At 55.8% G+C, this 13,216-nt stretch carries 12 protein-coding genes; 5 read left to right on the forward strand and 7 right to left on the reverse strand.

The features are described from left to right. Positions 1–74 precede the first annotated feature (74 nt). The 4 genes from fadD to ACN9MQ_RS13405 form a co-directional block, all read right to left on the reverse strand. Entirely contained in the window at positions 75–1,760 is a 1,686-nt protein-coding gene (fadD, locus tag ACN9MQ_RS13390; RefSeq protein WP_032669980.1) for a long-chain-fatty-acid--CoA ligase FadD, read from the reverse strand. A gap of 202 nt (positions 1,761–1,962) precedes the next feature. Then, positions 1,963–2,544, reverse strand: a complete 582-nt coding sequence (locus ACN9MQ_RS13395; RefSeq protein WP_020883430.1) for a Slp family lipoprotein — start codon at positions 2,542–2,544, stop codon at positions 1,963–1,965. Positions 2,545–2,581: 37 nt separating this feature from the next. After that, complete coding sequence (tsaB, locus tag ACN9MQ_RS13400) at positions 2,582–3,277, reverse strand: tRNA (adenosine(37)-N6)-threonylcarbamoyltransferase complex dimerization subunit type 1 TsaB (RefSeq protein WP_014170589.1); 696 nt, start codon at positions 3,275–3,277, stop codon at positions 2,582–2,584. Positions 3,278–3,343: 66 nt separating this feature from the next. Beyond that, positions 3,344–5,254, reverse strand: a complete 1,911-nt coding sequence (locus ACN9MQ_RS13405) for an ATP-dependent DNA helicase (RefSeq protein ID WP_014170590.1) — start codon at positions 5,252–5,254, stop codon at positions 3,344–3,346. Between the two features lie 131 nt (positions 5,255–5,385). On the opposite strand from ACN9MQ_RS13405, the gene ACN9MQ_RS13410 reads away from it, so the two are divergent. Beyond that, the gene (locus tag ACN9MQ_RS13410) at positions 5,386–5,730 is read left to right on the forward strand and encodes a RidA family protein (protein WP_014170591.1); all 345 of its coding nucleotides are present in this window, start codon (positions 5,386–5,388) and stop codon (positions 5,728–5,730) included. A gap of 6 nt (positions 5,731–5,736) precedes the next feature. Here the strand turns inward: ACN9MQ_RS13410 and ACN9MQ_RS13415 are convergent, their stop codons facing one another. Continuing rightward, a complete protein-coding gene (locus ACN9MQ_RS13415) occupies positions 5,737–5,919 on the reverse strand; it encodes a YoaH family protein (RefSeq protein ID WP_020883426.1) in 183 nt (60 codons plus the stop codon). A 61-nt stretch (positions 5,920–5,980) separates the two neighbouring features. Here ACN9MQ_RS13415 and pabB point away from each other — a divergent pair, with 61 nt between their 5' ends. From pabB to ACN9MQ_RS13435, 4 genes are all read left to right on the forward strand, one after another. Continuing rightward, a complete protein-coding gene (gene pabB, locus ACN9MQ_RS13420; RefSeq protein ID WP_426020977.1) occupies positions 5,981–7,330 on the forward strand; it encodes an aminodeoxychorismate synthase component 1 in 1,350 nt (449 codons plus the stop codon). Between the two features lie 3 nt (positions 7,331–7,333). Then, entirely contained in the window at positions 7,334–7,912 is a 579-nt protein-coding gene (locus ACN9MQ_RS13425; protein ID WP_014170594.1) for a CoA pyrophosphatase, read from the forward strand. Positions 7,913–8,096: 184 nt separating this feature from the next. Next, the gene (gene sdaA, locus ACN9MQ_RS13430; protein WP_032680789.1) at positions 8,097–9,461 is read left to right on the forward strand and encodes an L-serine ammonia-lyase; all 1,365 of its coding nucleotides are present in this window, start codon (positions 8,097–8,099) and stop codon (positions 9,459–9,461) included. 141 nt (positions 9,462–9,602) lie between these two features. Continuing rightward, a complete protein-coding gene (locus ACN9MQ_RS13435) occupies positions 9,603–11,201 on the forward strand; it encodes an EAL domain-containing protein (protein WP_138013966.1) in 1,599 nt (532 codons plus the stop codon). Positions 11,202–11,207: 6 nt separating this feature from the next. On the opposite strand, the gene yoaE is transcribed toward ACN9MQ_RS13435, so the two are convergent. Both yoaE and ACN9MQ_RS13445 read right to left on the reverse strand, forming a co-directional pair. Further along, positions 11,208–12,767: a CNNM family cation transport protein YoaE gene (yoaE, locus tag ACN9MQ_RS13440; protein ID WP_014170597.1), complete on the reverse strand. Its 1,560-nt coding sequence runs from the start codon at positions 12,765–12,767 to the stop codon at positions 11,208–11,210. Continuing rightward, positions 12,755–12,964, reverse strand: a complete 210-nt coding sequence (locus tag ACN9MQ_RS13445; RefSeq protein ID WP_410172475.1) for a protein YoaL — start codon at positions 12,962–12,964, stop codon at positions 12,755–12,757. The genes yoaE and ACN9MQ_RS13445 overlap by 13 nt, the downstream gene beginning before the upstream one ends. Positions 12,965–13,216 lie beyond the last annotated feature (252 nt).

Here is a 13,216-nt window from a genome sequence, read left to right on the forward strand (position 1 = left end):
CAAAACGGATTCTCTTTTGTTTGCGCCCATAAAAAACGCCGGCTTAACCGGCGTCTGGGCGATTAGCGTGAAGCTCAGGCCTTATTGTCTACTTTGCCACGGGCTTCGTCACGTAATTCTCGTCGTAATATCTTTCCGACATTCGATTTCGGCAGTTCCTCGCGAAACTCAACCAGCTTCGGCACCTTGTAGCCAGTCAGCTGACGACGACAGAAGGTGATCAGCGCCTCCTCCGTAAGAGAAGGATCTTTTTTGACCACAAAAATCTTCACCGCCTCGCCGCTGCTCCCGGAAGGGACGCCTACGGCAGCCACTTCGAGCACGCCGCTGTGCTGCATCACCACATCTTCGATTTCATTCGGGTAGACGTTGAAACCGGAAACCAGGATCATGTCTTTCTTACGATCGACAATACGCAGGAAGCCCTCTTCATCCATCACGGCGATATCACCGGTGTGCAGCCAGCCGTCTTTGATAATTTCATCGGTCGCATCGGGACGTTGCCAGTAGCCCAGCATCACCTGCGGTCCTTTGACACAGAGTTCGCCCGGTTCACCTGGCGCCACTTCGTTATCGTCATCATCAACCAGTTTGGCTTCCGTCGACGGAACCGGCAGGCCAATGCTTCCGCTGTGATAGTCGATATCGTGCGGGTTCACACTGACCAGCGGGGCGCACTCCGTCAGGCCATAGCCTTCCAGTAAATACTGACCCGTCAGTTTCATCCAGCGTTCGGCAACGGCCTGTTGAACCGGCATACCACCACCCGCAGAGAGGTGCAGCGTGGAGAAATCGAGCTTCTGGAACTCTTTGTTGTTGAGCAGCGCGTTAAACAGCGTATTCACCCCGGTCATGGCGGTGAACGGATATTTCGCCAGCTCTTTCACCAGCCCCGGAATATCGCGCGGGTTTGTGATCAATACGTTTTGACCGCCCAGCTCAATAAACAGCAGACAGTTCATGGTCAGCGCGAAGATGTGATAAAGCGGAAGCGCGGTGATCACCAGCTCTTTTCCGTGGTGCAGCAACGGTCCGTAGGTGGCATTCACCTGCTCAAGGTTTGCCAGCATGTTACGGTGGGTCAGCATGGCACCTTTAGCCACACCCGTTGTGCCGCCGGTGTACTGCAGAAACGCGAGGTCTTCTGATACCACTTCCGGTTTAACGTATTGCATGCGGTAGCCCGCCTGCAGCGCACTGCGGAAGGAGATCGCGTCCGGCAGGTGGTATTTCGGCACCAGACGTTTGATGTATTTGACGACAAAGTTAACCAGTGTGCCTTTGGCGGTAGAGAGTTGATCCCCCATACGCGTCAGGATAACGTGTTTAACCTGGGTTTTGTCGACCACTTTTTCCAGCGTGTGGGCAAAGTTAGAGACAATCACAATGGCGGCGGCACCGCTGTCGTTGAGCTGATGCTCCAGCTCCCGCGGCGTATACAGCGGGTTAACGTTGACAACAATCATCCCGGCACGCAGGACACCGAACAGCGCCACCGGGTATTGCAGCAGGTTCGGCATCATCAGCGCGACGCGGTCCCCTTTTTGCAGCCCCAGCCCTTCCTGCAGATAGGCGGCGAACGCCCGACTACGCTCCTCAAGTTTACGGAACGTCATGACCTCGCCCATATTCACAAAAGCAGGCTGGTCTGCGTAACGCCTCACCGAGTGTTCAAACAATTCAACCAGGGATTGATAACGGTCAGGATTGATCTCGGCAGGAACATCTGCGGGATAACGGTTAAGCCAAACCTTCTTCAATGCATCACCTCTGAAATGAGTGTTCGTCGTCATCACAACCCCGATAATAAACAGTTTGTTAACATTATATTAACTCAGCGTACCAGTTTATTAATTGTTCAGATTTAAGGTTGCGAAGCGCGTCACTCTTTTTTTTCGTTTTATTCGTAAAAAACAGAGACAGCGGCTGAGCCGCTGTCTCTTTTCTAACAATTACAGGGAGTTACTCAGTAACGATTGTCTGAACCTGTGCAGGCCCCGGGTTATACCAGCCCCAGCCCGGGTAGCCATACCGATAAGGATGTGGACCCCACATCCACGGATCCATCGGCTGAGGTGGCATGATGACCTGCTGTGTCAGCCGCCAGCGCTTATACCCGTTGACCTGCATGGTCATAAATTTATACGGCGTGTTGCCGACTTTGCCCTCTACCGAACCGGTAATCGGGCCGACGACGGTGACCAGCTGTCCGCGAAAATCGACCGGGTCGAGAAAACCGCCAACGTCGGCATAAATACGCCCGCGGGAAGGTTCGCCAAGGATCGGCCGCGCACCGCTATCCAGCGGAACGGTGGCAATCTCCAGACGGGTTTTCCCCTGCTGGTTTTGCACCTCGATAACCTTGCCGCCAAAGCGCGCTTCCTGGCCGACGTAAAGCTCAGGCGCATTCATCACGCGAACCAGATCCTGCTGTGGCGTGGGGCTGCTGCCCTTAATCGCATCAGGAACGGAAACGCATCCGCTCAGTGCTATGGCCACTGCGCCTGCCATAAAAAGGCGTACAACTTTAGTCTGAACCGCCATGATGCGACTCCTTTTTCTCAGTTCCTGTTACTGAGATTCATTCCCGGCCTGGAAGTTTCTTCCACGCGACGGTGTTTCGCAAATAAACCGGCTCCGCATGCTCAACGGCCACGGTTTTGCCCGCCTCAAGCAGTTGGCAGGCGATGGGAAGCATATCCTCTGCGGCGGGCAGAAGCATGTTGCCGTCTGTCAGCGTGATCCCGGTACCGTTAGCCATCTCTGGCCATGCCGGCCAGCCGGTGCCTACTGTCGCCCACTCGCCGGACAGCTGTTTCAGCCGCTCGGTCACCGCTTCCGGCTTGAGGACTGCCTCGGTCTCTTCACCGTGCCAGATGCCGTTTTCATCGCGGGTGTATTCTGCCCAGTAAACTTCTCCCATTCGGGCGTCAATGGCCGCCAGAACGCGCGTTGCCCCGGTCATGCGCCATGCGCCCTGCGCCATGGTTGCCAGCGTAGAAACACCGATCATCGGCAGTTCTGCGCCCAGCGCCAGCCCCTGCGCAATGCCAATTCCAATGCGTACGCCCGTAAAGCTGCCGGGGCCACGGCCAAAGGCCAGTGCGTCGAGGTCGGTTAAGGTGGTGTTGCCCCGGGTTAAAATCTCTTTAACCAGAGGCAGAATGCGTTGGGTGTGTTCTCGTGGGCACTCTTCGAAATGAGCAGAGATAGCACCGTCGTTCAACAGAGCAACAGAACAGGCCTCTGTCGCGGTATCAATAGCCAGAATTCGCATCAGTCGTCGCGCTCTCGCAATGGTCAGTCACAAAATGGCGCGCATCTTAGCATACTCACGGGCAAATTACTCCGCCGTTGGGTTTGCCAGGAAGCGAACCGCGCGTTTAATGTCCCGCGTGCGCGGCGCGGGCGGCAAGCTGGCAAGGAAGGTCGCACCGTAAGGGCGCATCACCAGCCGGTTATCGCATATGACCAGCACGCCGCGGTCGTCTGTGTCGCGAATCAGGCGTCCTACCCCTTGTTTAAGGGTGATCACCGCGTCCGGTAGCTGGACCTCATCAAAAGGATCGCCGCCGCGCAAACGGCAATCTTCCATACGTGCCTTCAGCAGCGGATCGTCCGGCGAAGTAAACGGCAGTTTATCGATGATCACCAGTGACAGGGTATCTCCCCGCACGTCCACCCCTTCCCAGAAGCTGCTGGTGGCTACCAGCAGGGCGTTACCGGCACTGACAAACTGCTGTAACAGTTGCCCTTTGCTGGTCTCGCCCTGAAGCAGAACCGGCAAAGTCATGGTGGCGCGGAACTGCTCCGCCAGATCGCGCATCATCGCGTGGGAGGTGCAGAGCATAAAACAGCGGCCGTTGTTGGCCTCGATCATCGGCCTGAGCATTGCCGCCAGCAGGCGCGCCGCGCCGGGCTGGTTAGGCAGAGGCAGATTACGCGGAACGCAGAGCAACGCCTGTTTTTCATAATCAAACGGGCTGGGCAGCAGCAGCGACTCCGCCTCCTCAATCCCCAGACGCCCGGTAAAGTGGTGTAGATCGTCATTCACCGAAAGGGTTGCCGACGTGAAGATCCAGCTTCCCGGTTTTTGCGCCATCACCTCTTTGAATTTATCCGCCACCGTCAGCGGCGTCAGGGCCAGCGTGAAATGGCGGGAGGTGCATTCATACCAGTAGCTGAACCCCGGCTGGTTTATCTCTTTCAGCCGTTTGAGGCGTGCCCGATAGAGCGTGGCGCGCTCAAAGGCGGCATCCAGCAGTGCGGAACGGCCGAGCGATAGTTTCGCCACGTCGTAACAAAGCTCAAGGGCATCATCGAGCAGCAACAGCGCGCGCTGGATATTTTTGTCTGCCAGCAGCTCACGCAGATTACCGCGATAGCCCGGCTCACCCAGTTGCAGGCGAAAATCCTGCGCACTTTGCGCCAGGCGGTCAGCACACTTCTGCAGCTGTTGGGTATCTTTTAACTCGGTGCGGTAGGCAATGGTGAAATCTTTCGCTAAGTCCTGCAGCTGGCGGCTGGAGAGCGACTGGCCAAAATACTGGCTGGCGATGTCAGGAAGCTGGTGGGCTTCATCGAAGATCATCACGTCCGCTTCCGGGATCAGTTCGCCAAAGCCGCTATCTTTAACCACCATATCGGCAAGGAAGAGATGGTGGTTGACCACCACGACATCCGCATCCATGGCGGTTTTACGCGCTTTCACCACAAAACAATCTTTATACAGCGGGCAGTCGCTCCCCAGGCAGTTGTCGTTGGTACTGGTGACCAGCGGCCAGGCGGGAGAGTCTTCCGGCACGCTCGCGCAGGTGCTGATATCCCCCTCCTCTGTCTGATTGGCCCAGGCGCGAAGAATAATGACATCGCTGAGCGTCTGCACCGGCAGATCACCGCCCGCCAGCGCCTGCTGCTCAAGCCGTTCCAGGCAGAGGTAGTTGGAGCGCCCTTTCAGCAACGCCAGGCGGCCTTTATACTTCAGGGCGTTGGCAACCGTGGGCAGATCGCGGCTGTAAAGCTGGTCCTGCAGCGCTTTAGACCCGGTGGAGATGATCACTTTCTTTTTAGCCCGCAGCGCTGGCGCCAGGTAGGCATAGGTTTTGCCCGTGCCGGTACCGGCTTCCACCACCAGCGGCTGCGCGGTGTCGATTGCGCGGGCCACGGCATGCGCCATCTGCCGCTGGGGTTCACGCGGTTTAAAACCGGGAATCGCCTGTGCTAACTGACCTTCTGGGGAAAAATCGTCTGCCACGTTGCTCTCTCACTGTATTTTTGCACAGGGATTATGTCAGCCCATCCTCTCCAGTGCCACCCCAAATAGTGACGAGGGGAACACAATATGGCAGTCTTGCCGACTGACATGAAAATAACGAGGAAACGTTTATGACAATTGTGCGCATTGATGCCGAAGCACGCTGGTCTGATGTGGTCATCCATAACCAGACGCTCTACTACACCGGTGTACCGGAAAATCTCGACGCAGATGCCTTCGAACAGACGGCGAATACGCTGGCGCAGATTGACGCCGTGCTGGAAAAGCAAGGCAGCGACAAATCACGCATTCTGGATGCGACCATTTTTCTTGCCAGTAAAGACGATTTTGCGGCGATGAATAAAGCCTGGGATGCCTGGGTTGTGGCGGGACATGCGCCCGTACGGTGTACCGTACAGGCGACGCTGATGAAGCCGGAATACAAAGTCGAAATTAAGATTATCGCGGCGGTTTAAGCCGGATTACTCCTCTTCATCATCCTCGAAACGCGCCACGATCCGCTCGCCGGTGTGGGTGGCGCGAAGTTCATTAGCAACTTGCGTGATCGCCTGTCCGCTGCTCATCCCCTGGGACATCAGTTCCTGAATACGCTCAACCGCTTTCTGCTGCTGGTCATGGCTCAGAGAAGGTAAACCTGCAAACATTGTCAACTCCTGCTAAATTATCCGCGCTAATTATTTCACGCTGCCCGGTAGTATGCCACACATGAACCCGTTACCCCCTACAGTCATTTCATTACCCTGGCGTTCAGACGCCGCGGAATTCTGGTTTGCCCGCCTCAGCCATCTTCCTTTTGCGATGTTGCTGCACTCCGGATATGCGGATCATCCCTACAGCCGCTTTGATATTCTGGTTGCCGACCCTCTGCAGACCCTAATTACACAAGGGAATGTGACTACGACAGGCGAAACGCAGTCAACGGACGATCCGCTGTCATTACTTCAGCAGGCGCTGGACGCGCTGGGCTTAACCGTTCCGCAAAATCCCGACCTTCCCTTCCAGGGGGGTGCGCTGGGCTTGTTCGGCTATGATTTAGGTCGCCGCTTCGAAACCTTGCCGGAGACTGCACAGGACGACATTCCGCTGCCGGATATGGCGGTGGGGCTTTATGACTGGGCAATAATCGTCGATCACCACAAGCAGGCGGTCTCTCTGCTCAGCCATCAGGATGTGTCCGCCCGGCTTGCCTGGCTTGAGGCACAGGTCCCCGTCGCAACAGCGGATTTCCACCTGACCTCTTCGTGGCGCGCCAACATGACCGCGCGGGAGTACGCCGCGAAGTTTGAGCGGGTTCAGGGCTATCTGCAGAGCGGTGATTGCTATCAGGTCAACCTTGCCCAGCGTTTTCAGGCAACCTGTGAAGGCGATGAGTGGCAGGCATTTACCCGCCTCAACGCCAGTAACCGGGCACCGTTCAGTGCATTTCTGCGCCTGGAACAGGGCGCTATCCTGAGCCTCTCGCCCGAGCGTTTTATTCATCTTGCCGATGGCACTATTCAGACGCGACCGATTAAAGGCACGCTTCCCCGGCTGGCCGATCCTGTTGCCGACCGCCGGCAGGCGGAAAAACTGGCGGCCTCGTTAAAAGATCGCGCTGAAAACCTGATGATTGTCGACCTCATGCGTAACGACATTGGCCGGGTCGCTGTACCGGGAAGCGTGCGTGTCCCTGAACTGTTTATCGTCGAGCCGTTCCCCGCGGTGCATCACCTGGTCAGCACCATTACCGCGCAACTGCCCGCCTCGCGCACGGCCTGCGATCTGCTTCGCGCCGCGTTCCCGGGGGGCTCGATAACCGGCGCGCCTAAAGTGCGGGCAATGGAAATAATCGATGAGCTGGAACCGCATCGTCGAAACGCCTGGTGCGGCAGCATTGGCTATATCAGTCTCTGCGGTACGCTGGATACCAGCATCACCATTCGAACGCTGACCGCCTGTAACGGGAATCTGTACTGTTCCGCAGGGGGCGGAATTGTTGCGGATAGCCAGGTCGATGCGGAATATCAGGAAACCTTTGATAAAGTTAACCGTATCCTGAAACAACTGGAGTTATGACGGGTGGAAAAAGAGAACCTGACGCTGGATGATTTTCTGTCGCGCTTTCAGCTTTTGCGGCCCAACGTGAGCCGCGAAGCCCTCAATCAACGTCAGGCAGCGGTGTTGATCCCGGTGGTCCGTCGTGAGCAGCCGGGTCTGCTGCTCACCCAGCGTTCGCCACATTTACGTAAGCACGCCGGTCAGGTCGCCTTTCCGGGCGGCGCCGTGGACAGTTCTGACGCCTCGCTGATTGCTGCCGCGCTGCGCGAAGCCCAGGAAGAGGTCGCCATTCCGCCTGAAGCGGTTGAGATCATTGGCGTGCTGCCGCCGGTCGACAGCGTGACCGGTTTTCAGGTCACACCGGTGGTCGGCATTATCCCGCCGGATCTGCAATATCACGCCAGCGTCGATGAAGTGTCTGCGGTGTTTGAGATGCCGCTGGAAGAGGCCCTTCGGCTCGGGCGTTATCATCCGCTGGATATCCAGCGTCGGGGTCATGCGCACCGGGTGTGGTTGTCCTGGTATCAGCATTATTTTGTCTGGGGCATGACGGCGGGCATCATTCGTGAACTGGCGCTGCAAATCGGCCTGAAGCCTTGACTATACTTTACATTCCACCCTCTTCTGCCAGGTTTGCGATCGGCGTCGCGCTATTAGCAAAACCATCGTTAACCATTAGTTTAATTCATGTGAATAGTTAAGCCGAGGTCGGTCTTCCCTCTTACACTATGCGCAGTTATAACATCGTTACTGGAACCCCGGTAACCCTGTCAGGAGTGTGAAAGTGATTAGTATATTCGACATGTTCAAAGTGGGAATTGGCCCTTCGTCTTCCCATACTGTTGGCCCGATGAAGGCCGGTAAACAGTTCGTCGATGATCTGGTCGAAAAAGGATTACTGGAAAGCGTTACCCGTGTTGCCGTGGATGTTTACGGCTCACTGTCATTAACGGGTAAAGGCCACCACACCGATATCGCCATTATTATGGGTCTGGCGGGCAATATGCCGGATACCGTAGATATTGATGCCATTCCGGCATTTATCCGCGACGTGGAAACGCGCGGCCGCCTGCTGCTGGCAAACGGTCAGCATGAAGTGGATTTCCCGCATGATGACGGCATGCGTTTTCGTAGCGATAACCTCTCCCTGCATGAAAACGGTATGCAGATCCACGCCTTTAGCGGCGACAAAGTGATCTACAGCAAAACCTATTACTCCATTGGCGGTGGTTTCATCGTTGATGAGGAACACTTCGGCAAAGATACAACGGGTGATGTGAACGTACCTTACCCGTTCAAGTCCGCCAAAGAGATGCTGGACTACTGCCATGAAACCGGTCTGTCACTTTCCGGCATGGTGATGCAGAACGAACTGGCGCTGCACAGCAAAAAAGAGATTGAAGACTATTTTGCGAACGTGTGGCAAACCATGCAGGCCTGTATCGATCGCGGCATGAACACCGAAGGCGTACTGCCTGGGCCACTGCGCGTACCGCGTCGCGCCTCTGCGCTGCGCCGTATGCTGGTCACCACAGACAAATTCTCTAACGACCCGATGAACGTGGTCGACTGGGTGAACATGTTTGCGCTGGCGGTGAACGAAGAAAACGCCGCGGGTGGCCGGGTGGTGACTGCACCAACGAACGGCGCGTGCGGTATCGTTCCGGCGGTACTGGCCTACTACGATCACTTTATTGAACCCGTAACGCCTGATATCTACATTCGCTACTTCCTGGCAGCAGGGGCGATTGGTGCGCTGTACAAGATGAATGCGTCTATCTCTGGCGCTGAAGTGGGCTGTCAGGGTGAAGTGGGCGTGGCCTGTTCTATGGCCGCGGCCGGTCTTGCAGAGCTGCTGGGTGCCAGCCCGGAGCAGGTCTGCGTGGCGGCTGAAATCGGTATGGAACATAACCTCGGTCTCACCTGTGATCCGGTTGCGGGTCAGGTGCAGGTACCGTGCATTGAACGTAACGCTATCGCGTCGGTAAAAGCGATCAACGCCACGCGTATGGCCATGCGCCGTACCAGCGAGCCACGCGTTTCGCTGGACAAGGTTATCGAGACTATGTACGAAACCGGTAAAGACATGAACGCCAAATATCGTGAGACCTCCCGCGGCGGTCTGGCGATAAAGGTGCAGTGCGACTAACCGTTTCACCTCAACGCCTCTCTCGCCCATCTTCCACGGATGGGCGAATTTTTATCCCTTTCTCGTCGACTTAATATTTCCCCACTACACTTGCTGTGTTGCCTCGGCTTTTGGTGCTGAAGGCGTATTGGGCGGCCTCCCATGCAAACAGCACAGAGGATCATAAAAAAGTATCGCCGAAAACGCGTCATCGTCTGCGTGATGGTTGCGCTTCTTACGCTCATCATTACGCTGGGTATACGCTTTATTTCACAGCGTAACGTAAATCAGCAAAACACCCTGAACTTTGCGGCGCACTCCGTCAACGTGCTGGATAACGTCTTATTGCCGCTGGAAAAAGGGCGCAACCCGCTGCTGGCGCTGGTCGGAGCGCCCTGCTCGCAGGCGCATTTAGTGTTACGAAAACAGGCGGCCTCACTGCAAACGGTGCGCTCAATTGCACTGGTCAAAGACGGTATCCTTTACTGTTCAAGTATTTTCGGCAATCGCGACGTCCCGTTGCGAGAGATTCAGCCTGCCCTGCCCTCCGCCGAAACAAAGCTGGTGCTCTCCACCGACAAATCCTTGCTTAAGGGAAGCCCGATCCTGATTCAGTGGTATCCGGTTTCTGATAGCGGAGAAGATGGTGTGATGCAGATTGTGAATATCGATCTCATCACTCGCCTGATGCTGGAGCCACAGCGCCCGCTTATCACCGACGTGGCCCTGACCGTAGGGGATAAATACCTGCGCTACGGTGAAAATGTCTCCGACACGCTGACAATAAACGATGATGAGAGGGTTCTGCGCCAGCAATCCAGCCATTTCCCGTTCACCATTACCGTCAGTGGCCCGGGAGCCAGCGAGCTGGCGTTGATATATTTGCCCTCTCAGCTGCCGCTGGCGCTGATGCTCAGTCTCCTGATGGGTTACGTCGCCTGGCTTGCGACCGCGAACCGCATGAGCTTTACCTGGGAAATTAACCTTGGCCTGGCCGCGCGTGAATTCGAGCTGTTTTGCCAGCCGCTGCTGAATGCCCGCACGCAGAAATGCGTGGGGGTGGAGATCCTGCTGCGCTGGAACAACCCCCGTCAGGGATGGATCTCCCCGGACGTTTTTATTCCGCTCGCCGAAGAGCACAACCTGATTATCCCCCTCACACGTTACGTCATTAACGAGACGGTGAGTCAGATTGGCTATTTTCCGGCAACGCCCGGCTTCCACATTGGCATCAACGCCGCCGCCAGCCATTTCCGGCATGGAACGCTCATTCAGGACCTGAACCGCTACTGGTTCAGTGCGCATCCCACCCAGCAGCTGATTGTTGAGCTGACGGAGCGTGACGCGCTGCAGGACGTGGATTATCGCATTGTAAGAGAGTTACACCGTCAGGGCGTGAAGCTGGCCATTGATGATTTTGGCACCGGCAATAGCTCTCTCTCGTGGCTGGAAAAGCTGCATCCGGACGTGCTGAAAATTGATAAGTCTTTTACCAGCGCTATCGGCACTGATGCCGTGAACTCCACGGTGACGGACATCATCATTGCGCTCGGACAACGGCTTAGCATTGAGCTGGTGGCTGAAGGGGTAGAAACGCCCGAGCAGGCGCGGTATTTGCGTCATCACGGGGTAGAGGTACTGCAGGGATTTTTGTTTGCGCAGCCTATGCCGCTGAGGGAATTTCCGCAATGGCTGGCGGAGAGTTCGTCTCCGCCAGCACCGCGTAACGGGCATATCGTTCCGCTGATGCCGTTACGCTAGGCTCAGTTACTCTTCTTCGTCGTGGGCCGACTGCTCTTTAACAATGCGCACCATATCGACGCGATAGTCATTCGCTTCGATTATCGTGATCTGCAGCGGAGGCAGTTCGATGATATCGCCGGTCCGCGGGATTTGTCCGTTGACGGCAATAACCAGCCCAGCCACGGTCGCAATGTCCTCTTCATCGTTGATGATGTTTTCCAGACCCAGCGTGTGCTGCAGCGCATGCAAATCGGTGGTGCCTTTCACCAGCCAGCCGTCACCGTCGGAGACAATTTCCGGGGTTTCATCCGCATCCGGGAATTCACCGGCAATGGCTTCAAGCACGTCGAGCGGCGTCACCAGACCCTGCACCACACCAAATTCATTGGTGACAATAACAAAGCTACCGCGTGCGCGGCGCAGGACGCCAAGCAGGTTGATAGGATCCAGCGTTTCCGGCACCACAATCGCCGGTGATGCGGCGGCGACGGCTTCGACGTTAATCCCCTCTTCCAGCGCCACCAGCATCTCTTTCGCACGCACCACGCCGATGATTTCGTCCAGTTCACCCCGGCATACCGGGAACAGGCTATGCGGTGAAGAGAGCAACTGCTGGCGAATCTCATCAACGCTCAGGCGGGAATCGACCCAGCTGATTTCACCGCGCGGGGTCATGATGCCGCGCAGCGAGCGGGAGGCCAGGGAGAGCACGCCGTTAATCATATAGCGCTCTTCTTCCACAAATGCCCCTTCCGGGACGGGAACCGGGTTACGGCTTTCATTGTCATTCTGCACGTTGACCTGACGGCGACCGCCCATCAGACGCAGAATCGCATCAGCCGTACGCGCACGCAGCGGCTGGGTAGACTGCTGCTTGATAAAGTTATGTCGTGCAATCTGGTTAAACAGCTCGATGAGGATCGAGAAGCCAATGGCTGCGTACAGGTAGCCTTTTGGTATATGGAAGCCAAAACCTTCCGCCACCAGGCTCAGACCAATCATCAACAGGAAGCTAAGGCAGAGCACCACGACCGTCGGATGCTGATTCACAAAGCGCGTCAGTGGCTTAGACGCCAGCAGCATCACCGCCATCGCGATAACCACCGCAGCCATCATCACCGGGAGGTGGTTCACCATGCCGACAGCCGTGATCACCGCATCCAGTGAGAAGACCGCATCAAGCACCACGATCTGCAGTACCACGACCCAAAAACTGGCATAGCCTTTACCGTGTCCATCATCGTGCTGGCGATTTTCCAGCCGCTCGTGAAGCTCTGTCGTCGCTTTGAAAAGCAGGAATATCCCCCCGAGCAGCATGATCAAATCACGGCCGGAGAAAGTGAAATCCATGACGGAAAAAAGCGGCTTCGTCAGCGTAACCATCCACGAGATCACGGACAGCAGTGCCAGACGCATGACCAGTGCCAGAGAGAGGCCGATCAGACGCGCTTTATCACGTTGTTTTGGCGGCAGTTTGTCCGCAAGGATGGCAATAAACACCAGGTTATCAATGCCGAGAACAATCTCAAGCACGACCAGCGTGAGCAATCCCACCCAGATTGACGGGTCCATTAAGAATTCCATGAAACGCTCCTGCTTACGGAATGACCAAACGGTGCCCCACTCAACGTGGGCAAAACAGAGGTAGACAGAGTCGATACGTGGCGAGGATCGCCGGTGAAACAGGCGCGGAATGGCCTGGAGGATGACTGACGTCGGTGACGGTCCATATAGTGGGCTTTAGCCCTATACTCCTGAACAATTAAACGGAGGCTAAACATATCAGAGACAATGCGTTTTTAGCAAAGATTTACGTTCCTTTGCAAAGATCTGTAACACAGCTGCTTTACCTTACAGATAATTCTGTAACCCATAGCTAAATTACGGATCTTCATCACATAAATTATTTTTTCACTATCTAAAATAATTCGCGGAAGTCTTAGTTTTTTAACTCTAACCCTTTTCTGAATCGATTCGGTTGGCCAGATACGATTCACAGTGCGACTGCCTGGCAGGCGTATTAATGATAATAA

The organism is Enterobacter sp. R-25 (assembly GCF_049913205.1).
GTDB classification, from domain to species: Bacteria; Pseudomonadota; Gammaproteobacteria; order Enterobacterales; family Enterobacteriaceae; genus Enterobacter; species Enterobacter ludwigii.

What these genes read in the sequence shown, in the direction of transcription:
- ACN9MQ_RS13395 (WP_020883430.1), bottom strand. Translation starts at nt 2,544, where the DNA reads ATGGCGGTTCAGACTAAAGTTGTACGCCTTTTTATGGCAGGCGCAGTG.
- tsaB (WP_014170589.1), bottom strand. Translation starts at nt 3,277, where the DNA reads ATGCGAATTCTGGCTATTGATACCGCGACAGAGGCCTGTTCTGTTGCT.
- ACN9MQ_RS13410 (WP_014170591.1), top strand. Translation starts at nt 5,386, where the DNA reads ATGACAATTGTGCGCATTGATGCCGAAGCACGCTGGTCTGATGTGGTC.
- ACN9MQ_RS13415 (WP_020883426.1), bottom strand. Translation starts at nt 5,919, where the DNA reads ATGTTTGCAGGTTTACCTTCTCTGAGCCATGACCAGCAGCAGAAAGCG.
- pabB (WP_426020977.1), top strand. Translation starts at nt 5,981, where the DNA reads ATGAACCCGTTACCCCCTACAGTCATTTCATTACCCTGGCGTTCAGAC.
- ACN9MQ_RS13435 (WP_138013966.1), top strand. Translation starts at nt 9,603, where the DNA reads ATGCAAACAGCACAGAGGATCATAAAAAAGTATCGCCGAAAACGCGTC.
- yoaE (WP_014170597.1), bottom strand. Translation starts at nt 12,767, where the DNA reads ATGGAATTCTTAATGGACCCGTCAATCTGGGTGGGATTGCTCACGCTG.
- ACN9MQ_RS13445 (WP_410172475.1), bottom strand. Translation starts at nt 12,964, where the DNA reads ATGTTTAGCCTCCGTTTAATTGTTCAGGAGTATAGGGCTAAAGCCCAC.